General features: G+C 37.9%; 14 protein-coding genes. 6 read left to right on the top strand and 8 right to left on the bottom strand.

Going from position 1 to position 21581, the window contains the following annotated elements:
* Positions 1 to 82: 82 nt before the first annotated feature.
* A complete protein-coding gene (porU, locus tag GM418_RS17105; RefSeq protein ID WP_158868471.1) occupies positions 83 to 3823 on the bottom strand; it encodes a type IX secretion system sortase PorU in 3741 nt (1246 codons plus the stop codon).
* A 215-nt stretch (positions 3824 to 4038) separates the two neighbouring features.
* On the opposite strand from porU, the gene GM418_RS17100 reads away from it, so the two are divergent.
* The gene (locus tag GM418_RS17100; RefSeq protein ID WP_158868470.1) at positions 4039 to 5481 is read left to right on the top strand and encodes an SUMF1/EgtB/PvdO family nonheme iron enzyme; all 1443 of its coding nucleotides are present in this window, start codon (positions 4039 to 4041) and stop codon (positions 5479 to 5481) included.
* Between the two features lie 507 nt (positions 5482 to 5988).
* Here the strand turns inward: GM418_RS17100 and GM418_RS17095 are convergent.
* Both GM418_RS17095 and trxA read right to left on the bottom strand, forming a co-directional pair.
* A complete protein-coding gene (locus tag GM418_RS17095; protein ID WP_217447505.1) occupies positions 5989 to 7341 on the bottom strand; it encodes a transposase in 1353 nt (450 codons plus the stop codon).
* 425 nt (positions 7342 to 7766) lie between these two features.
* Positions 7767 to 8138 (bottom strand): thioredoxin, encoded by a 372-nt coding sequence (gene trxA, locus GM418_RS17090; protein WP_158868469.1) that lies wholly within the window; start codon positions 8136 to 8138, stop codon positions 7767 to 7769.
* A 179-nt stretch (positions 8139 to 8317) separates the two neighbouring features.
* Between trxA and GM418_RS17085 the strand changes: the two genes are divergently transcribed.
* Complete coding sequence (locus GM418_RS17085; RefSeq protein WP_158868468.1) at positions 8318 to 9727, top strand: CCA tRNA nucleotidyltransferase; 1410 nt, start codon at positions 8318 to 8320, stop codon at positions 9725 to 9727.
* Here the strand turns inward: GM418_RS17085 and GM418_RS17080 are convergent.
* The 4 genes from GM418_RS17080 to GM418_RS17065 all read right to left on the bottom strand — a co-directional run bounded on the left by GM418_RS17080 (position 9724) and on the right by GM418_RS17065 (position 14914).
* Entirely contained in the window at positions 9724 to 10755 is a 1032-nt protein-coding gene (locus tag GM418_RS17080) for an endonuclease/exonuclease/phosphatase family protein (RefSeq protein ID WP_158868467.1), read from the bottom strand. The genes GM418_RS17085 and GM418_RS17080 overlap by 4 nt on opposite strands.
* Positions 10745 to 12196 (bottom strand): hypothetical protein, encoded by a 1452-nt coding sequence (locus tag GM418_RS17075; RefSeq protein ID WP_158868465.1) that lies wholly within the window; start codon positions 12194 to 12196, stop codon positions 10745 to 10747. Before GM418_RS17075 ends, GM418_RS17080 begins: the two co-directional genes overlap by 11 nt.
* A 94-nt stretch (positions 12197 to 12290) precedes the next feature.
* On the bottom strand, positions 12291 to 13742 hold the full coding sequence (locus tag GM418_RS17070; RefSeq protein ID WP_158868463.1) for a sodium:solute symporter: 1452 nt from the start codon (positions 13740 to 13742) through the stop codon (positions 12291 to 12293).
* Positions 13743 to 13744: 2 nt separating this feature from the next.
* Positions 13745 to 14914 (bottom strand): exo-beta-N-acetylmuramidase NamZ family protein, encoded by a 1170-nt coding sequence (locus tag GM418_RS17065; RefSeq protein ID WP_158868461.1) that lies wholly within the window; start codon positions 14912 to 14914, stop codon positions 13745 to 13747.
* A gap of 209 nt (positions 14915 to 15123) precedes the next feature.
* Here GM418_RS17065 and GM418_RS17060 point away from each other — a divergent pair, with 209 nt between their 5' ends.
* From GM418_RS17060 to GM418_RS17045, 4 genes are all read left to right on the top strand, one after another.
* Positions 15124 to 18072: a serine hydrolase domain-containing protein gene (locus GM418_RS17060; RefSeq protein WP_158868459.1), complete on the top strand. Its 2949-nt coding sequence runs from the start codon at positions 15124 to 15126 to the stop codon at positions 18070 to 18072.
* Positions 18073 to 18318: 246 nt separating this feature from the next.
* Positions 18319 to 18573 (top strand): DNA-binding protein, encoded by a 255-nt coding sequence (locus GM418_RS17055; RefSeq protein ID WP_158868457.1) that lies wholly within the window; start codon positions 18319 to 18321, stop codon positions 18571 to 18573.
* A gap of 83 nt (positions 18574 to 18656) precedes the next feature.
* Entirely contained in the window at positions 18657 to 19457 is an 801-nt protein-coding gene (locus GM418_RS17050) for a 3-keto-disaccharide hydrolase (RefSeq protein ID WP_158868455.1), read from the top strand.
* 139 nt (positions 19458 to 19596) lie between these two features.
* On the top strand, positions 19597 to 20802 hold the full coding sequence (locus GM418_RS17045) for a uracil-xanthine permease family protein (protein WP_158868453.1): 1206 nt from the start codon (positions 19597 to 19599) through the stop codon (positions 20800 to 20802).
* On the opposite strand, the gene GM418_RS17040 is transcribed toward GM418_RS17045, so the two are convergent.
* Positions 20799 to 21572 carry a TIGR03915 family putative DNA repair protein gene (locus tag GM418_RS17040; protein WP_158868451.1) on the bottom strand — a complete coding sequence of 258 codons (774 nt, stop codon included), beginning with the start codon at positions 21570 to 21572 and terminating at the stop codon, positions 20799 to 20801. The two genes, GM418_RS17045 and GM418_RS17040, sit on opposite strands and share 4 nt — an antisense overlap.
* Positions 21573 to 21581 lie beyond the last annotated feature (9 nt).

Below are 21581 nucleotides of genomic sequence, written 5' to 3'. Positions count from 1 at the left end.
TATAATATTTGTCTTTGTTGCCATAGTTAAACTAAAAAAGAGAACGGTTTGTTTTATGAAAAATTACCTATCGTTAATAAATTTAATATGAAATAATGAGTTTCCCTGATTTAGAAGCTATTACACCGTCTTCATTTCGAGCAGTGAGCTTATAAAAATAAATTCCGTCTCTGGCTTCCAGCTTAAGCTCACTCAAGTCCCACGGAATTGGATTACTTACCAGACCGTTTGAACCGGCCTCCGTTTCAAAATAGTCGATTCTACGGCCCTGGATGTCAAAAACCTCAATCAAAATTTCAAAGGTTGATCCCGACTGATTGTGTTCAAAAACAAAATAAGTGTAGTCAGTCATGGGGTTGGGGTAATTACTCACTCCTGATATCACAAACCCACCGGAAACAAAAAATTCAATTTCAACTTCCGAGGAATTATTTGCCACATCCCAGGCTTTTAACTTCAGGGTATGCATCCCCTGGTCAAGATTACTAAAAGGATATTTTACGACGCCGCTGGTATAATCGTCGGTATTTGCCTGATAATAGTTATTTAAAACGTAAACACTGGAATAATCATCATCGAGGACAGCTGTAATATCATGCCCAATGCCGGTTCCCGCTGTATTTATGCCATTCTCATCTGAAAGAAAAGCCAATAAAGCCGGATTTTTACTGGTTTCATCACCCGATGCAAATTCTTCGGAATCCATATAAAGTTGAATATCCGGTCCCTGATTATCTTCAATTTGATTATCCGTCCCTCCAATCACAAAATTCTCGAAGGCACCATGAGCATCTGTTTCTCCATTATCGGCATAATAAACTATTTTTCCTTTTCCAAGATTATATGAAATATCTTTAGGGACAACGAAACTAAAAGAAAACTCTCCGTTCGTTACACTTGCAACTCCCTTATAGATTACATTTTCCTGTACTTCAAATTCCATTGGAGTTTCCCCGGCATTTCCAAGAGTCTCCATTTCAATTGCTTTATCAAAAACCGTTGGAATAATTTCTCCGGAGAAACTCTGCAACTTTTCTCCCTCGTAGTCCGAGATATAACCTGAAACAGTAATCTTTTGCAATGCACCAATGGTATCGGGATTTGCTGTTGCATCCTGATTGTTTACCGCTGTAGTAACTACCTTATATTCGGGATACGAAAGTTTCAATGCCGGATCGGCAAGCAAGCTAAAGTTACGTTTATTAGTTGTGTTTGACGTATTTATTTTAGCGAGACGCATTATATCTCCCATCCTGTAATGCACTCCATTTTCATCGCGTTCAAAAACATGGTTATAAAAACTTCTGCTTAATAAATAGTTAGGACCGGAGATAACCAAACGTGTGGTTGAAAAAAGACCAATCCCACCACCACTTGAGTTGAATAACACATATTCTCCCGCCGACATTTCTTCGGAATCAAAACGGCTAAATTCACAGGTGGCTGTTACAAATATTGGCAAATTATTCTCGTTTGACCAGGAATTAATATTACTTACATCCAAAACATGTTCATCGGCTAAAAATCTTTCATTGGCATGCCCCACATAATTTAAAACCAAAACACCATCCTGTACACGTTTGTTAATGGCATCTGTTACATCCGGATATCGTTCTCCTGAAGTACTTGTCTCCTGAACAAACGCATCGAAATAAACTTTATCAGTAATAAATTCTTTATGGTTTTCGTTCACCAAACCGGCAAGTTTCTCTGAATCGCCCATATGAATATTCCCATCCTCATCATCACCGATAAAACAAATTACGTTGCGCCAATTTCCAAGTGCCTGTGTGGAGTGATAGTTTTTTATCTTATCAACCACAGTTTGCGCCTGAAGCAGCGTAGATGCAGGTATTCTTCCAATTCCTAGATCAACGGCCCCGTCATAAACGCTTTCCCCTTCATCCAAAAGAACAAAGTAATCGTCGGTAACAAATGAACCAACAGGATTTAAAGAATTTAGCGATTGATAGGTAGGAATAAAATTTAAATTCTCTGCATTTATATTTTTATTATCAAAACTACCGTCGCCAAAAAGCAAAACATATTTCAATGTGTTTCCTCGATCGTAAAACATCTTTATAAAATTCCGGATTCCTGTTGCATCAAAATGCCCGGAACTAAATTCGTTATATACCTTGGTTGAAACAACAACTTCGGTATTTAGCCCGTCATAGCTTTCATGAAACTCGGCAAGTTCATTTGCTGCACTCAAAAACGAGGGATGTGTAATAATTAAAAATTCAGGAGTTGATAATGCGTGCAGGTTTTGATTTTCAACATCGCCAACCAGTTCTGGTTCCTGAAAGTCGCCTTCGGGGTTAAAAGCCACATACTCCTTTAAATCGTCGGAAGTTGCTCTAATTGTCATCTGACTGCCGGAGATTTTCACGGGCACTTCAACAATATTGTTCATATCTGTCACATCAAAGACCCGGGACGTTGAAGAAGGTGTCTGAATCTCAAATTCGGCAATATTACCAGTTCCTGCTGAAGCCAGGTTTCTAAAAAATAGCGCTCCTTCATCTAAATTCAAATCCTGCGAATAATTAACTTCAATATAGTCAAGCCAGGCCACCGCGTTGGCATTGCTGCCGACAAATGTTAAAGCAACTTCTAAATCTTCACTGTCGATGTCAAATAAAATGCCGCTACTATTTTCTCCCGCATAAGTGTCAACAGCATCATCGGTATCTACTTCTGAAAAGCTAAATTCATCCAAAGTAACTGATTTGGCTTTTACTCTCATCTTGGAAGACTGATACGATCGAGCTGCAGCATTTATTTTCAGATAAGCCTCTTTTGTATTATTTATACCCGGCAGTTCAATAGTAAAATTACGTGTTTGGTTATGAGAAAATTTTTCACCAAACCATTGTTTCCCTGAAGAAATCAGATTTAACGAATTTTTCTCATACAAGGTATAAGCGTCAGAAGCAGATACATAGTGTGTTGGCGTTTCGGTTATTTCTTCTGCCATTTGAGGTGTCTTACCTGAACCAACATCGTCTGTTAAAAAGAAAAATCCATTAACTGCATAATCATGATTGTTATGTTCAAAGTATTCTCCTTCGCTGTTCAGTGTCCACTCAATATTACCGGGCTCATAAAAAAACAGACAATTTTCACTATCGTTTTCATCCGTCCATATTGTATTCTGGATTAAATCATCATAAGTAATTTCCTCTGTTCTTTCTGAAAGTTGACGACCTCCGCTTCCATAAACTTTCACATTTGACGGATTTGAAAAGCCCCATTCAGTGAGCCTGGAATAGGGTAATTTATAAACTCCTTTCCCAGCAGTCTTCACTTTTATCCACTTCCCGGCACTTAAAACCGACTGTGATTTCCATTCATTAGCAGAAACTATCGCAGTCTTCCTATTTCGTACCGGAATCTTTTTCAAACTAAAACCTGTTAAACGAAATAATTTATCACCTTCTCTTTTAAATGGTAAAACCGTCACTTCTGTTTTTAGAGTTTCCCGGGATTTTAATTCCTGCGTTGCTATCTTTACTTCGGTTGGCACATTGTTAAATACGTTTTCCCGGAAATCATTTTCAATTTCTTCAAAGCGTAAATTTTCAATTATAAACCGAAACCTCGATTTCGAATTTGGCTGCGCGTATATTTTAGAAAAGGAAGGTAATCCTCTATTTTCAGGAAAGTAAACAGCATTTTCAAAAGTGTAATCTATTCTTCCTCCGGCAGACGTATTTCCCGCTGAAAGATTGCTCCAGTTGAGAACAATAAACTCACTTTGAACATCGTTTGCTGAAAAACCAACAATAAAAATGGTAAACAGAAGTAAATATCTTTTCATTAAACTTTTAAAAATTGACAACAGTAAAACGCCTCGTTAAAATAAATATTGCTGGACAAATCTTAATTTCCGGTATAAATTATTTGCTACAAGGTGGGCTAAAGATACACCTGTTCTGGTTAATTGTAAAAAATTTTTAGAATATTAAAACAATAAGAATTAGACAAAATAGTTATATTTGTGACGATCAGTAAGTAATGAAAAAAATAAATTCAATGAAGCTAAAAACTTTATTTGTAGTGTTTTTAGCCGCATTCCTTTCAGGATGTGGATTATTTGGGGGGAAAGGAAGCAAAGATGTTTCCCGTACCACAGGATGGGCGTATAATTCAGATGAAACCGGAGACATTCCCTACGAGTCAGGTTACGAACAGGAAGCCGGACCTGGACTGGTATTTGTGCAGGGTGGCACATTTACCATGGGAAGAGTTGAACAGGATGTAATGTACAAATGGGATAATTATCCAAGAAGAGTTACCGTTGCGTCATTTTATATGGATGAAACAGAAGTTTCAAATCAGGATTACCGGGAATATACTCACTGGTTAAGAAGAGTTTATCCGGGAGACAGGGCGAAACTCGAAGCGGCACTTCCTGACACAATGAAATGGAGAAGCGAACTGGCTTACAACGAGCCGTATGTAAATAACTATTATAGACATCCGGCTTACAGCGATTATCCTGTTGTGGCAGTAACATGGGAGCAGGCAGAAGCCTATTGCGCATGGCGAACCGACAGAGTAAATGAGCAAATCCTGGTCGAAAAGGGTATCCTGCAACACGATAATACGCAAAGCGGTCAAAATGTTTTTACAACCGACACCTATCTTGCAGGACTGTACCAGGGCACCGACGGTGAAAGTCAGATAGAAAATACTGATGGAACAACCAGAAGATTAAAATGGGAGGACGGTATTGCTTTACCCAGTTACAGATTGCCAACAGAAGCTGAATGGGAATATGCTGCCTATGGCCTTATTGGTAATGTTCAGGGAGAATTGCTCACCGAAAGAAATTTGTATCCTTGGAACGGAACTTATTTAAGAGAAGCATCAAAAGATGGAAAAGGAAGAATGAAAGCAAACTTTGTTCGCGGTCGTGGTGACATGATGGGTATGGCAGGCGGTTTGAATGACAACGCAGATATTACTTCCCCTGTATTCTCATACGAACCCAACGATTATGGATTATACTGCATGTCTGGAAACGTAAGTGAATGGGTTTCAGACGTTTATCGTCCTTTATCAAATTTAGATGTTGAAGAATTTCAACCATATAGAGGTAACGTCATTACTGAATACAGAAGAGATGCTGATGGTTCTTTGATGAGGAATGAGTACGGCGAACTAGTAAAAGATACGATTGCCGACTATAGAAACTTTAAAGACGGAGATATCAATTCGCAACTTATAGAAGGTACCGACTGGAATTCAGCAGAGAATAGGTCTACAAATGACATGTATGTTCAGGATGATCGCCCGGGGGCATTCTCCTCGTTAATAACAGATAACGTTCGCGTTTACAAAGGAGGATCATGGAAAGACAGACCTTACTGGTTGGTTCCGGGGACAAGAAGATATCTTGAACAAACCAGAGCACAAAACGATTTGGGATTCCGTTGTGCTATGACAAGAGTTGGAAGCCCGGAAGGATTTTAGAAAAAAATAAAGTTAATATATCAAAAACCTTTCATCGCATTGATGGAAGGTTTTTTGATTATGTATTATGTATAACTACCAAAAATTTAATAGAAAGAAAGGTGCAGTGCAAAAAGCGGATTTACGAGCGCTATAATTGATAACAATAAAACCAAACTTCCTTCAAAACAACATCAGTTGAAAATATTCAAAGATTGTACTGGAACACGCCGACGATAAATAAATAAAAAACTAAACAGAGGGTAAAGGGTGATCGGAATCAAAGAAAAGCCCAGTTCAAAAAGTTGAACGCCAAAGTGCTTTTAAAATTTAATACAAGTTTTACATTAGGCACCTTCAGCAGTAAAGGTCTTCGGACAAAATCGGGTAAAATCTCCTTGATATTTTTTCCCGATTTTGATAAAAGAATCTCTTTTTTTTGTGTCGATTGATTTTATGACGAAAAAAGGCCGGAATTGGGCATAGTTTTCCCATTTGCCTAAAGATTTTGAATAAATTGATTTGATTTTAGGCAGCTTGTTTTTGGAGCGCCATTTTTCGGGCTATCCTAACTGCATTTGCTGTATGTACACCAAAGAAAATCCAGAGTTCTTCATTTTTCCGGGTCATGGCCCTTATTTTCTTTAAGCCGTAGTGTTCTTTTTCTGTTCCAAAGCTTCCTTCCATTCGCGTGGCTCTTTCTTTACGAAGTACAGAATGAAGTATTTTCCGGTGCTGTTCATGTTTTCCTGCCCTTCCTTTTCGTTTAAACCCATGGATGATATTCTCTTTCCTGCACCAGGTGCGGTTGGCATTGGTGGCATAAATATCATCGCCCGAAAGGTGTGTTGGTTTACCTACCAGCTGGCGACCGTAACGCACAGATTGCTTAAGCCTTATCCCCTCATGAAAAGCGCTGAAGCTTATGTGCTCGATAAAATTAATCCCTCCAAATTGTATCATATTTACCTTGGCTCCAAATTCAACAGGTTTAACTTCTTTTCCTCGTACAATTGGCCGGATATAAGCTTTTGAAAGGCTGACTATACGGTCGGGTACACTTTTACCTGTATCAAAAATTTCTTGTTGTTGAGATAATACCGTGGTAATTATTTTGATTTGGCGATAATATCTGGCTGGCATGGTAAATTCATAAAGATAGTTCTGCTGGGTTTCTTCCAGTAAAAACAATAATTTCCCCAGTAAGTGCAGCAGGCTCCGGGTAAGTATTCTACGCTGCTTTTTCGATTTCCTGCGCTTTCGGCTGTAGTGACTATACCTTTCTTTTTGCTTGAGATATTTGGTTCGGGGTGTTCGTATCTTTAAATACTTACAGCTTAATTTCAATTGACCGTAACACCAGTCTACACTTTCCCACAGTAGTTTTATATTGGTTGGGTAACGCATCGAAGTTTCGTAACATGTTGCATCGGTAAGCATAATGTTGGGATGTTCAATAAAGGGTTTCCAATGTTTTGCCAATATTTTTTGAGCTTCACTAATAGCTAACCTTGATGACAAAAAAGTACGTATCTGGCTGACAATTTTATAATTGGTAAGCCTTTCACCTTGTAGCCAGATGTCACAAAAAAGCTGAAAGTGGATATTGCCGTTTAAGTGCTCAATTAGTTTTCGGTCTGAACACCCCACATAAGACTTAAGGAACATCAATGCAATCATTCCCCCGGGACTAAAAAAACGGGAAGGTCCTTTCTTATTTTCTTTGATTTTAAAATGCCGGACTAAATCATCCCAGGGTAAGGAGACATAGAGTTTACCAATTTCAGATGTTAAAAATGATTTCCAGTAAAGAGAAAATTCCTGACGTGGTGAATTAAAATTAATTTCAAGGGGCGTTTCATAAATTCTTTGTACTTTCACAATTAAGGATTTTGAAAATTACCCCGATTTTTGGCGATTCAGGCCTTTTTCGGGGTTTTTCTTAAAAATAACAAAACCTATCGTATTTATTGTCAATAGGTTTTGATACTTATGAACATCCCTACATTAGAAAACTGCGATAACTAGGTTGGCATTTGTTTAAAAATCCTTCCTTTTCAAAATCAGAAAACAGTTATCGATTTTTTGAAGATAAATTGCTATTTGAAACTGAACAACAGCGCCGGAATACCCGTCTGTCCAAACAAAAAAATGCTTTTCCCGCAAGAAAAACATTCTCTTTTACTGCCAAAAGCCCAGTAAGATAACTTTCGGTAATATAAAACTACCCCGGCAAAACCGGTGCTTAAAAAATTTAATAGGCTGCAAGAGTTCTTCCGGCATCAGTTTGGAAAAACCCGTATGTTTTAATTGGCCAATGGCTTTTCAACTTTTAAAACATCGGCAATTGCTTTTTCGAAAGTAGGCTTTGGAAGTGCCCCCATCGCCATTTGCGGTTGTCCTTCCTGAGGTACAAACAACAAAGAAGGGATACTCTGAATTCCAAACATTCCAGCCAACTCCTGCTGTTCTTCAGTATTAACCTTATAAATTACTAAACTATCGCCATACTCTTTCTGCAACTCTTCCAAAACAGGAGCAACCATTTTACATGGGCCACACCAGTCGGCGTAAAAATCAATCATACAAGGCTTTGAACCTTCATATTTCCACTCTTTATTTGCTTCCCAGTTAAAAACTTTCTCTTTGAATGTTTCTTTTGTTAAATGTTCCAACATGATTTATAGTTTTAAATTATTTAAATATCTAACAATTTACATATGTCGATTCAAAAATAATGCCGTTTGGTCAAACCTAAAAATTTACTACGCTTTTATTTGAAATAGTTGTAATTTTGTCACAATTTTTTAACAAGTGGCAGTAATTTACTGGTGAAGTTACAAATTTTGTCAGGATAATGGATAAAAGACTGAAGCTCAAAATATTTGACATTATATCAAAGGTAAGTGATGAAATGCAGCAGGAAACATACGTAATTGGTGGTTATGTTCGCGATCTGCTCCTAAAACGCCCCTCTAAAGATATTGATATTGTGACGGTTGGCAGCGGAATTGAACTGGCCCAAAAGGTAGCGCAGGAAGTTCGTCCAAAACCAAGAGTTAATATTTTCAGGAATTTTGGCACCGCCATGCTAAAATACAAGAACCTGGAAATAGAATTCGTCGGCGCACGAAAAGAGTCATATCAGAGAAACTCTAGAAAACCAATCGTTGAAAATGGTACGCTTGAGGATGATCAGAACCGGCGTGACTTTACAATTAACGCACTTGCATTGGGGTTGAACTCCGGCAATTTTAATCAGCTCGTTGATCCTTTTAATGGAATAAACGACCTGAAGCACAAAATTATCCGTACTCCTCTCGACCCTGCTGTTACCTTTTCTGACGATCCTCTTCGGATGATGCGGGCCATTCGTTTCTCAACCCAGCTGGGTTTTGAAATTGAAGCAAAAACACTTCAGTCAATTGCAGCAAATAAAAACAGGATTAAAATTGTTTCGGCTGAACGAATCACGGAAGAATTGAATAAAATAATTCTTGCCCCAAAACCATCTGTCGGGTTTAAACTACTGGAAGAAACCGGTTTGCTGGAAATCATATTTCCTGAACTTTATAAAATGAAGGGTATCGAAACAGTGAACGGAATCGCACATAAAGATAACTTTTACCACACCATCGAAGTTCTCGACAGGATAGCACCAAATACTGAAAATTTATGGTTGCGCTGGTCTGCCTTATTACATGATATTGCAAAACCCGCAACAAAAAAGTTTATTGAAGGACAAGGCTGGACATTTCATGCACATAATTATGTGGGTATTAAAATGATTCCAAAAATATTCCGAAGAATGAAACTCCCGCTGAATGAAAAGATGAAATTTGTTCAGAAAATGGTTCATTTGCACATGCGCCCCATTGTTTTATCAGAAGAAGAAGTCTCTGACTCAGCTGTACGCCGCCTCCTCTTTGAAGCAGGTGATGATATTGATGAACTAATGACACTGTGTGAAGCTGATATCACTTCCAAAAATCAGAACAAAGTAAAGCGTTACCTCTCCAATTTTAAAATCGTCAGAGAAAAGTTAAAAGAAATTGAAGAAAAAGATGCTATTCGAAATTTCCAGCCACCGGTTTCGGGTGAGTTAATTATGGAGACTTTTGGACTTTCGCCCTGTAAAGATGTGGGGATTATTAAAGATGCGATAAAAGAAGCCATATTGGAAGGCGAAATTCACAACAACTATGAAGAAGCCTATTCATACATGCTGAAAAAAGCAGGCGAACTGGGACATAAAAAGAAAAATTAATTTAGCAATGTCAATTTAAGCAGAACGGGTAAGTGGTCACTAAAACCTCCTTTATATGAATACCCGTTATACGTTCTGAATGGTTTTACCCCTCCATATTTTTCATCTTTTTCCAAAAGGAATGGTAGTTTGATAATTTTTGTATTTTCGGGAAGAATTGAATACCCCTTCTTACTATTTACCAGAGAACCAGAAACAATACATTGATCATATACCGACCATTGTGACTGATATTTCAGAGTTTTTATTTCATCTTTCATCCAGCGGAACGAAAGATTATATAAATGGCTATTTTCGATGTTGTCTGAGAGCGACTGAGCATCTAAAGTTTCCCTGATACTCGCATCAGTGGGTTGGTCGTTAAAATCGCCAAGAATGATAATCTTAGAATTTCCAGATTTTGACCTCACCTCTTCTACCTTTGTTTTTAATAGTTGCGCTGCGAGCTTTCGCAAAGGCTCTGATTCCAAAATTCCTTCATAACGCGACGGCCAGTGATTTACAAAAAAGTGAACGGTATCAATCTCATTTATAATACCGGAAAAATACAAAACCTCTCGTGTTTTTATTATTTCATCACCTCGCACCACCGGAAAATACGTGTAATTAAGAGGATAAAGTGTTTCTGACTGATAAAGCAAAGCAACATCAATTCCTCTGTGGTCGGGTGATTCTTTGTGAATAATTTTATAGTTATATTTTTTTAGCGGAGTTGTGTACAAAAGCCTTTCCAAAACTTCTCTGTTTTCGATCTCACATAATGCAATAACATCAGGTGTTGTAAAACCAGAGGAATTCAAAATAACTTTTGAAATGTTTACTAATTTTTTATCTAATTTTCTATTTGTCCAATACCGCTCACCTGTTGGTGTAAATTCGTCGTCCTCCTTGCCCGGTTCATTTTTAATATCAAATAAATTCTCAACATTGTAAAACAAAACAGAAAAATCCTCGGCTTGCGGCTGGGACAACAACGAAAGAGAAAAGAAAAGTAAACCAATAAGAAGTATAAAGAAGTTAATCTTCATTCTTTCTTTTAATAAATTCAAAAGCTCCTAAATCAGGAGCATCATCTGAAAAACGATCTTTATCGAGAATATCCAACGGGAACATGTTCGCGATTTCCACACTACCAATATCCCGCGCAGGAGAAAGTGAGTCGAGCGAATAATCATAATCTTCATAAGGATCAACAAATAAGGGATCAAACTCTACACCCCGGTAAACATTTTTATAATGGTCTTTATTCGAAACATTAAATGTATCCGGGACCTGAATGATACAATGGTCAAACAAGTAATTAAACTGTTTTTCCTCATTTTTCCCCAGTTCCAATTCATTTTGATTATTCCCGTAAATAATACTATTTCCAAAAGTCGCCTTATTCAGGTCGCCCAGATAGAGTTTACTTGAACCATCAGAATTAGAAACCTTTAGTACATTGGAAACCACCAGTGAAGATGTTGAACGTGATTTCCGGGAATAATTTCCCCAATAATTCGCAATAGTAGAATGGTAAAATTCATATTCCCCCCCAATCAACAGTGCAACCGCGTAATAGCCGCAATTTGCAATAACATCGTTGTATCCGTATATTTTCGACTTCAAAGCAAAAACACCGGCATAAGCCATATTTTCAATTCTCGAATTATACAGATGAACTGAAGCAAAACCTTCATTTTCAATAGTACCTACCTGTAGTCCAATATTTGCGTTTTTTATGGTGGTAAAATTGAACAAATTGTCATGACTTCCGGAAAACAAAATGATTCCACTCCATTGATCAGGTATGTCCTTATAAGAATCTTCAAGTCGATCTGCCTGAAAAACAATCGGGTTCTGAAATGTTCCGTCGGCCACAATCGTCCCCTTTACATACAAGCCTGCGCCATCATGAAAATATACTTTTGTACCTGGCTCTATGGTGAGAGTAGATGTACTGTCTACATAAGCATAATCGTAAATAAGATAGGGCTTTTCCGCGTTCCAGGTTGTAGTTTCAATTGTCTCTCCTTTTATCAGTCTGAAATCCTGGCCATAAGCAACCAGGTTTATCCCCTGAATATTGGTATTGGTGGTAAATTCAATAGAATCCTCAACAACCATGGGAAGATTTTGGCCATTCGGATCTATTGTCACTTCAACAAAAACAAAAATGCTGTCTCTTGCAGGTACTTCCACTTCATAAGCCTCATTTGCAGCAATGCCATTTATATTTAACCTGAAACTGGAAAAATCGCCTCCTGCAAGCCTTATTCGCGAAATCAAAACATTCTCTTCATAAGGATTATAAACGGTAAAACGCCTTGTTGTTGAGCCAATTGTGGTGAAAATAGTATCAAAAGCAACGGTGTCGGCTGAAAATTGCAATTGCGCATCAGGAGAATTCAAATATTTCTCATCTTCACAGGCGAAAAAGGAGACAGCGAGTAAAACTACCAGCAATATTTGAAGTAGATATCTTACCAATTCTTAAGGTTTTTAACTATAACGATTATTCCAGTTGCTTATTATTGCAAATATAACAATTCAATTTACAAATTTTAACATTTATTTACAATCGTTAGTTTTTTACAACATATTTTTTAGAAATGAAAAATAAACCTATCATTGTGATTAATCCGTTTAGTATTAAAAGTTCAAATCCAAACCTATAACCGTTAAAAAGAACCTCTGAATATCTGGATAAAAAATAACAGATAACCGGTGCCAAAAAACCAATAACCGGGACCCAAATATCATTAACATTCCTTTTTGAATACATACCAAAAATAAATAACCCTAAAATTGGGCCGTAAGTATAACCTGCCACCCGAAACACAGCAACAACAATACTTTCATCGTTTATTGCCCTGAAAAATAAGATAGTAATAATTAGCAACAAAGAGAAAAACAGATGTGACCACTTTTTAATTTTTTGTTTTTTCTGTTCTTTGTATCTTCCAATATTTAAAAAGTCAACACTAAAAGAAGTGGTCATTGCAGTCAGTGCAGAGTCGGCACTGGAGTATGTTGCGGCCGTTATTCCAAGCAAGAAAGCTATCCCCACTGGTAAACCCAAATAATTCAGAGCAAGGAGCGGATAAAAATCGTCTGTCTTTTCAGGGATTGAAATCCCCATGTTTTCAGCAAAAGAATACAAAATTACCCCGAGACTTAAAAACAAAATTACAGTGGAAAGAAATGACAAACTAAACACCACCATATTTTTTTGTGCTTCTCCTTTATTTTTACAGGTAAGATTTTTTTGCATCATATCCTGATCAAGCCCATTAACAGCTATCGTTGTAAAAATTCCAGCCAAAAACTGTTTAAAAAAATTGTTTCCGGAACGCCAGTCCCATATAAAAATCTTCGCTCTCGAACTTTCAGCAACTTCATTAAACAAGTGCCCAAAGCTCCACTCCATGTTTTGGGAGATTGCTATCATGGTAAACACAACTGCACTAACCAGAAAAAGTGTTTGAAGTGTATCAGTCCAGACAATGGTTTTTATCCCTCCGCGAAATGTATAAATCCAAATTAAAAATATGGTAACGACTACCGTGATAGCGAAAGGAATATTAAAGGCATCGAAAAAGGCAATTTGGAGCACTCCGGCTACCAAATAAAGCCGAAATGCCGCACCGGTAAGTTTTGAAATCAAAAAGAAAAAAGAGCCTGTTTTGTATGAATATTTTCCAAAACGTTGTTCAAGGAAAGTGTAAATTGAAATCAGGTTTAATTTATAATATAAAGGCAATAAAATTCCGGCAATCAGCCAGTAACCAACAAGGTTTCCAAAAACAAATTGTAAATAGGCAAAAGCCGAATTCCCTACTTCTCCCGGCACTGAAATAAATGTTACTCCTGAAAGCGTTGCTCCAACCATACCAAAAGCAACCAAATACCAGGGCGATTTTCGGTTTGCTGTAAAAAAAGTATCAGTATTTGCATTTCTCGAGGTCAGCCACGAAATAAACATCAAAACAAAAAAATAGCCAAGAATTATTCCTAAAACGAGGTAAGGACTCATAATCATTCAAAATCGGGATACAACAAATATTTCTTTCTGGTTTCTTTAAATGTGGTCAATTCTTTTTGCCAGTGAGCTTTAATTTCCCTCTCATTTTTTCCTTCCCTTACAAGCTGAATAAACTCATCGGTTCCGGCAAGGAGATTTAACCATCTTTCGCGGGTAAGAAAATCTTTTTCGTTAGCAAACCGATGATAAAAATCAAGGAAATATTTTAAAGTAAAAACGGGTACAATTTTCAAATTACGAAGATCAATTCCGTAACATTTCTCTCCTTCATTTAGCGGATGTACTGCTACTCCGGGAATCGTTTCGGGAGTAAATTCAAAATCACCCAATTGCGGATCCAAACCTCCCAGTACCTGAAAAGGAAAATCTGTTCCGCGTCCTACACTTACACTTGTTGCTTCGAAAAAACAAAGCGAAGGGTATAAACGAACGGATAAATCGTTGGGCAAATTTGGTGAAGGCGCAACCGGAAGAGAATAAAAAAGTTTATGGTCATAATTCTTTACCGGAATAACTCTCAAATCACATTTTTTATTTGCCTTATGCCACTGCTCTCCATTTATCATATTTGCAAGCTCCCCAACCGTGCATCCATGAACAACGGGAATTGGGTCCATTCCAACAAACGACTGAAATTCTTCTTTTAAAACCGGGCCGGCAACATAATCGCCATTGGGATTTGGCCTGTCAAATACAACCAGCGGAATGTCATTTTCTGCGCAAGCTTCAATAACCAGGTGAAGCGTGGAAATATAAGTGTAAAACCGACAACCCACATCCTGAATATCAAATACCATCACATCAATACCCGCCAGTTGCTCCGGGGTTGGTTTACGGGTTTTTCCGTAAAGAGAGAGAACCGGAATTCCTGTTTTTCCATCCACACCGGCCTGTATTTCTTCTCCGGGGGCTGCCTCCCCTCTAAAACCATGTTCAGGCGCAAAAATCTTTTTCACATTTACCTTCTTCGCCAAAAGAAAATCAACAAGGTGAATCTCTCCCGCCAGTGAAGTATGGTTAACCACCAACCCCACTTTTTTCCCCTGAATCAAAGCCAAATATTTGTCGGGTTGTTCCGCCCCGCATTTTAATTCTCCTGCATGTATTCCAGCTGAACACCCCAGTAAAATAAAAAGAATAAAATATCTTATAAATTTTGTCATCTGTTTATTAAAAACTTATACATTTACGGCTTTCCGATTATTTTTTATTCATTTGATTATTTTAGATAGAACAAAAATAATTTTGGTAAGTTACACATGGTGAAAAAAAGAAAAAAATAATTTTTTATATAAACTGTATTCCTTAACTACTAAACTAAATAAACGAACCAAAAGTTAGTTATATTACCACAAGTGACTATTATTATATTATGAATAAGGTAATCAAGATATTTACAGGTATTATTTCTCTGTTTCTGATTTGCACAACTCATCTGGGTGCTGTTGAGCCTCCTTTTCTGAAATTTTCAAACGATGAGTGGGTGAATAAACAACTGGACAGCATGACTATTGATGAGAAGATTGCACAATTGATGATGCTCACCGCATATCCGACACAAAATGACGCCAGCAAAAATAAAGTTATCGAACAAATAAAAAAATATAAACCCGGTGGTGTTTTGGTAATGCAGGGCGGGCCTGTTAAAACTACATCATGGATTAATGAATTTCAGGAAAATTCAAAAACACCTCTTCTGATCGCGATCGATGGCGAGTGGGGATTGTCTATGAGAATTGACAGCACAGTTGAATATCCCTATGCACAAGCAATCGGCGCAATAAAATACGATGCTTTTGTTTATCAGATGGGGAGAGATATTGGAAACCAGTTAAAAGACATGGGCATACATATGAATTTTGCCCCGGTGGCTGATGTAAATACCAATCCTGAAAATCCTGTTATTAATTTTCGTTCGTTTGGGGAAGACAAAAAAAATGTTGCGAACAAAGCATGGCAGGTTGCCAAAGGAATGCAGGATGTGGGAGTAATACCTGTGGCCAAGCATTTTCCGGGACATGGCGACACGCATCATGACTCTCATAAAACACTTCCTGTACTTACACATTCAAAAGAAAGAATGGACACCCTCGAAAGTTTTCCGTTCCGTTACCTGGCGGAAATGGGAATCAGTGGAATAATGTCAGCACATCTTGACGTTCCTTCGCTTGATGATTCGGGAACTCCTTCCTCATTGTCAAAAAAAATCATAACTGATTATCTGAAAAATGAAATCGGTTTTTCCGGTTTTGTAGTTACCGACGCTATAAATATGCAGGGTGTAAGAACCCAAAGCGGAAATGCAGAACTGGAAGCGCTAAAAGCGGGAAATGATTTGATTGAATTTGTTCCGGATTTGAATAAAGCGATTGAATCGGTAAAAAACGGCATCGTAAGAGGTGAACTCAGCACCGCTGAAATTGACGAAAAGTGTCGAAAAATTCTGGCGTTAAAACGTTGGGTGAATTTAAACGAGTACCAGCCGACTGACATAAAATATTTGAGGCACAGACTCCACTCTCCTTATTTTGAGATGACCAGCCGACAGCTTGTTAAAGGAGCACTTACTGTTTTAAAAAACACAGATAACATTCTGCCCGTTGAGCATCTCGATTCTTTCCGTATTGCATCAATATCAATAGGTTCCGATAATATTACAACCTTTCAGAGAAGGCTTGAAAAATATACTGTTGTCGACCACTACTTCCTTCCCAAAGATGCTTCTGAAAAAGATTTGAGCAGACTCCACGTTTTAATGGAAGATTACAATTTGGTAATAGCAGGTATTCAGGGGATTAATGTCTATCCTTCGAGACAATACGGTACAACTGAAATTCAAAGACGTGCGGTTTCGGAACTGACGCGAAAAAATAATTCGATCGCTGTTTTTTTTGGCAATGCCTATGCAATGAAACACTTTGAAAATATTGAAAATGTACAGGGGCTGATTTTGGCCTATCAGAATAACGAATTAACCCAGGAGTTGGCGGCGCAACTTGTATTTGGGGCAAACCAGGCCAATGGCAGGTTGCCGGTAACAGTTGATTCAAGGTTTCAGTTAAACGACAGTATTGAAGTAGCAAGCAACAGCACGCTGTCATACACAATTCCGGAAGAAGTTGGTGTAAATTCAGGACAACTTGAAAAAAAGATTGATTCAATTGCCCTGCTGGGAGTTGAAAAAGAAGCTTATCCCGGATGCCAGGTATTAATTGCAAAAGATGGAAAAGTAATATTTCATAAATGCTATGGATACCAGACCTATGAAAAAGAGCAGCAAGTGAAAAAAGAGAACTTATATGACTGGGCTTCGCTAACCAAAGTAACCGGCCCCCTGCCAGCGCTCATGAAATTGGTTGATAAAAAAGAAATGAATCTGGATGCCCCATTTAGCAATTACTGGGCTGATTTTGACGGCTCCAACAAAAGAAATATTACAGTACGCGAGGTTTTAGCACACCAGGCGCGATTGGCGTCCTGGATACCTTTTTGGCAAATGACACTTGACAAACAGAAGCACCTGAGTTCTTCTGTCTTTAAACACACTCCCTCTTCTGAATTTAATGTGCGTGTTTCTTCCAACTTATATATGAACAACCATTTTAGGAAGATAATGTACGATACCATTCGCGATTCGAAACTATTGCCCCGAAGCAGGTATTTATATTCCGGTCTGAGTTTCTATTTGTATCCTGATATTATCAGCAATATCACCGGTGAATCATACGAAGAATATCTAAAAAAAAATTTTTATTTGCCTCTGGGAGCATACACTATTACCTATAACCCTTACAAATATTTTCCAATGGAAGACATTATTCCAACTGAAAAAGATGACTTTTTCAGAATGGGAACTATACGGGGATACGTACACGACGAGGGAGCCGCAATGATGGGTGGAATTTCAGGGAATGCTGGTCTTTTTGGTACAACCAACGACCTGGCAAAACTATTTCAGATGTACCTTCAAAAAGGATATTTTGGAGGGCGTAGATATATTTCTGAAAAAACGGTGAATGAATTTATACGTATTCAATACCCTAACAACAGCAACCGAAGAGGGCTGGGTTTTGACAAACCGCTGACAGACAATAATAAAAACAGCCTGAAAGACGCTTATCCCGCAATAGATGCAAGCGCCAACAGCTTCGGACACAGTGGCTTCACAGGAACATTTGCCTGGGCTGATCCCGATAATGGCTTACTTTATATTTTTATGTCGAACAGGGTTCACCCAACGCGTGAAAATCAAAAACTATATCAGTTAAATATTCGGACTGCAATGCACCAGGCAATTTACGATTGCTTAAAAGATAATTGACATTGAACTATTAAAAAATGTTAATTATTGCAGATGTACATTCTGTTAAACACACAGAAATCCACACATAATAATCTGAATTCAAAAAACTTATATTGCCACTCCAAACAGTCTTTACATTTCATTAACGTAAAAACGTTAAAATTTTCAAAAATTACCTTTACATTACATGCAGGTTATTAAATTATTAATTTTAAATTTACGGATACAAAAAGTTCTTTATATAATCAAATAAACTAATAAGACATGGAGCGTAAAATGACATTTAACGAGCTGCGCAAAATCAAAGACAGCTTGCCTGACGGTTCAATAAAAAAAATGGCGCAAGAATTTGATGTAACAGAAGAAACCGTCAGGAATTATTTTGGAGGCGCGAATTATACTAACGGAGCAGCAGTAGGCATACATATGGAACCAGGACCAAATGGCGGAATAGTTCTAATCGACGACACAAAAATTTTAGACAGAGCAAAACAAATCATCGAAGCAGAAGCAGTTTAACAAAAAAGAAAAACTTCATAAAATATTTAGAAAACTGTCCTATATTTGAAGGGCAGTTTTTTTTTAATCTAAACCTTTCTACCATGAAGAATACATTTTTCCTTTTCCTTATTTCGATTTTAGTTTTTAGTTCGTGTTCAACAGAAGAGCCGTGGCAACCGCTGTTTAATGGTCAGGATTTAACAGGTTGGGATACGTGGTGCGGCCCCACTGAAGAAAATGGAGCGCCGGTTGGCTTAAATAAAGACCCTCTAAATCTATTTTCAGTTATTGATCTGGCGGGCGAAAAAGTCATCAAAATTTCAGGTGAAATTAATGCCTCTCTTGCTACACAGGAAGAATTTGAAAACTACCATCTGGTTATGGAGTTCAAATGGGGTGAAAAAGTATATTCAACAAGAAACAGTGGATTACTTTACCATAGCTACGGCGATTTTGGAGTAGGTATTGGTGTTTGGATGAGTTCGCACGAATTGCAGTTAAAATCAGGAAATATAGGCGACTCGTACCGAATGGGAAAATCGTATTGCGAAATACCGATAATAAAAAATGCCGAAGACAAATATGTTTATTCAAAAGATGCCGAAAAAGCACCCTCTGTTCCTGATACCGAAACACGAATTATTGCCAAAGATGCCGATTACGAGAATCCGGTGGGCGAATGGAACAAAATCGAACTTTATTGTTTTGGAAGAACATCGGTTCATGTAGTAAACGGAAAAGTAAACATGATAAATTACAATTCCGGAAAATATTTGGGCCCCAATAATATTGAACCTTTACCAAAAGGCAAGATTCAGCTGCAATCCGAAGGCGGTGAACTTTTTATCCGCTCTATAAAAGTTCAACCCATAAACGAGATTCCTCAGGAATTATTACAATAACAGCAAAACCGTTTCTTTTCAGGAAACGGTTTTTTTGTGCTATCCGGGTTACCAACAACAATCATTCATTTCGTTAATATCTTTTTTTGACGGCTAAAAAAGAAAAAGTTATTCTTGTTAAAAAATAAAACCTTAATAGATGAAACCAATCTCTTTTCGCGAACAATTCACTGTAAAGAACACCGTATTAGGTGTTCAGTTTCTATTTGTTGCATTTGGTGCAACCGTTCTTGTCCCCCTTCTTGTTGGTATCGATCCTTCCGTCGCATTATTTACCGCCGGAATTGGCACGCTCATCTTTCATTTAATAACCAAAGGAACAGTGCCTGCTTTCCTTGGGAGCAGTTTTGCCTTTATCGCTCCTATCATCGAAGCAACAAGACTTTTTGGCTGGGCCGGAACCTTGTCTGGAATAATTGCAGTGGGCTTCGTTTACGGAATTGTTTCTGTATTGGTAAAATTACGGGGGATTAAGTTTATTGAAAGCCTGTTTCCCTCTGTTGTTGTTGGCCCGGTGATTATGATCATCGGACTGTCTTTGGCAACATCGGCGGTGGACATGGCAAAAACCGACTGGCTGCTGGCTACAATAGCATTAATTGCTTCAATTGTTGTGGTTATTTTTGGAAAAGGAATGATTAAACTTATCCCGATATTTGTGGGAATCGCTGTGGGATACATTGTTGCCTTAATTTTAGGCAGGGTAGATTACACTGCAATTTCCGATGCAAAATGGATAATGCTACCTCAGTTTACAATGCCTGAGTTTAGCTGGCAGGCCATTCTCTATATGATTCCGGTTGCTATTGCTCCGGTAATTGAACATGTTGGGGATATGTATGCACTTGGTGGCGTTTGCGACAAAAACTTTATTGAAAAACCGGGCTTAAACCGCACACTTCTGGGCGATGGAATTGCTACTGCTATTGCCGGCTTTTTTGGTGGCGTTCCAAATACTACTTATTCGGAGGTGACAGGTGCAATTTCATTAACAAAAGTAACCAACCCGTTTATTTTAAGAATTGCTGCAATTACTGCTGTTGTTTTTGCTTTTGTCGGAAAAATAAGTGGTTTTCTAAAAACCATACCTCAGGCTGTTTTAGGAGGAATTATGTTGCTTCTTTTTGGTATGATAGCTTCTATCGGTATAAAAACACTGGTCGACTCGAAGGCCAACTTGTCGGAAACCCGCAACCAGGTAATTGTTTCTGTTGTATTGACAGTAGGGATTGGCGGTGCAGTTATTCAGTACGGAAACTTCTCGCTGGCTGGAATTGGGCTGGCAGCAGCAGTTGGAATTGTGCTGAATTTAATTCTTCCAAAAACAAAAAAACAAGACATTTAACTTTTATTACTTATTTCAGGAAGATATTTCCAAAACCTTCGGGGCATATGTTGCTGTTGTAACCGAAGGTTTTTTCTTTCTTTTATATTGATACTTTTAAAATACGATTTCCACAGCGTCTGATAAAATTCCTCATCTTCTTCCAATACATCCTGGTTTACTTTACCAGTTAATGAATGAAATTCCTTTTGCGAAATTTCTACTTCCTCCAGTTTTCCTTCATGAAACAATACGCCGTAATTTCGTTTTAAATCGTACAACAACCAATTTTGATTGGCAAATCTGTCTCGGAAATGGCCTACCGTTAATGGAATAACGTCGTAGCGTGGTTCTATTCCACAAAAATACAGACCATCCTTTGTATGCTGAAAACGAACAAACTGTCTTATTTTCTCGGCCTCTTTTAATACTTTTTGCGAAAGTTGAGAAAGAGACAAAACATCGGAGCCGCCAAAATCGGTTTCAATGGAATATTTTTCCGAAAACAAACGTTGGAGGAAACGAAGAATCTTCATTTCAATTCCCGGTTCTTCCGAAAGAAAAGCATAAAACAACATCTGGTTGTTCCGTTTTGAAAGCTTCTTCTGTGCGCTACTCCAAACGCGCTCTGCCTTGGCTGCATCTGCCGAAACGTCAAAACGCTCTGCAAACATATCTTTCTGTTCCGCTTTTTGTGACACAATATCTTCTGGCGAATCCTTCCTGCGATAACACTCAAAAACAGCGGTCAATAATCCCTCAAAAGTTCCGTCGTACGAATAAATCAACATAACAAGATT

The organism is Maribellus comscasis (assembly GCF_009762775.1).
GTDB lineage: Bacteria > Bacteroidota > Bacteroidia > Bacteroidales > Prolixibacteraceae > Draconibacterium > Draconibacterium comscasis.
Note: the sequence above shows the minus strand (reverse complement) of the source record. Positions and strands in the feature narration are given on the sequence as shown.

Excerpts from the sequence above, each read along its gene's own strand:
- GM418_RS17040 (WP_158868451.1), bottom strand. The coding sequence starts at position 21,572 with ATGTTGATTTATTCGTACGACGGAACTTTTGAGGGATTATTGACCGCT.
- trxA (WP_158868469.1), bottom strand. The coding sequence starts at position 8,138 with ATGTTGGAACATTTAACAAAAGAAACATTCAAAGAGAAAGTTTTTAAC.
- GM418_RS17055 (WP_158868457.1), top strand. The coding sequence starts at position 18,319 with ATGGAGCGTAAAATGACATTTAACGAGCTGCGCAAAATCAAAGACAGC.
- GM418_RS17050 (WP_158868455.1), top strand. The coding sequence starts at position 18,657 with ATGAAGAATACATTTTTCCTTTTCCTTATTTCGATTTTAGTTTTTAGT.
- GM418_RS17065 (WP_158868461.1), bottom strand. The coding sequence starts at position 14,914 with ATGACAAAATTTATAAGATATTTTATTCTTTTTATTTTACTGGGGTGT.
- porU (WP_158868471.1), bottom strand. The coding sequence starts at position 3,823 with ATGAAAAGATATTTACTTCTGTTTACCATTTTTATTGTTGGTTTTTCA.
- GM418_RS17080 (WP_158868467.1), bottom strand. The coding sequence starts at position 10,755 with ATGAAGATTAACTTCTTTATACTTCTTATTGGTTTACTTTTCTTTTCT.
- GM418_RS17060 (WP_158868459.1), top strand. The coding sequence starts at position 15,124 with ATGAATAAGGTAATCAAGATATTTACAGGTATTATTTCTCTGTTTCTG.
- GM418_RS17085 (WP_158868468.1), top strand. The coding sequence starts at position 8,318 with ATGGATAAAAGACTGAAGCTCAAAATATTTGACATTATATCAAAGGTA.
- GM418_RS17100 (WP_158868470.1), top strand. The coding sequence starts at position 4,039 with ATGAAGCTAAAAACTTTATTTGTAGTGTTTTTAGCCGCATTCCTTTCA.
- GM418_RS17070 (WP_158868463.1), bottom strand. The coding sequence starts at position 13,742 with ATGAGTCCTTACCTCGTTTTAGGAATAATTCTTGGCTATTTTTTTGTT.
- GM418_RS17045 (WP_158868453.1), top strand. The coding sequence starts at position 19,597 with ATGAAACCAATCTCTTTTCGCGAACAATTCACTGTAAAGAACACCGTA.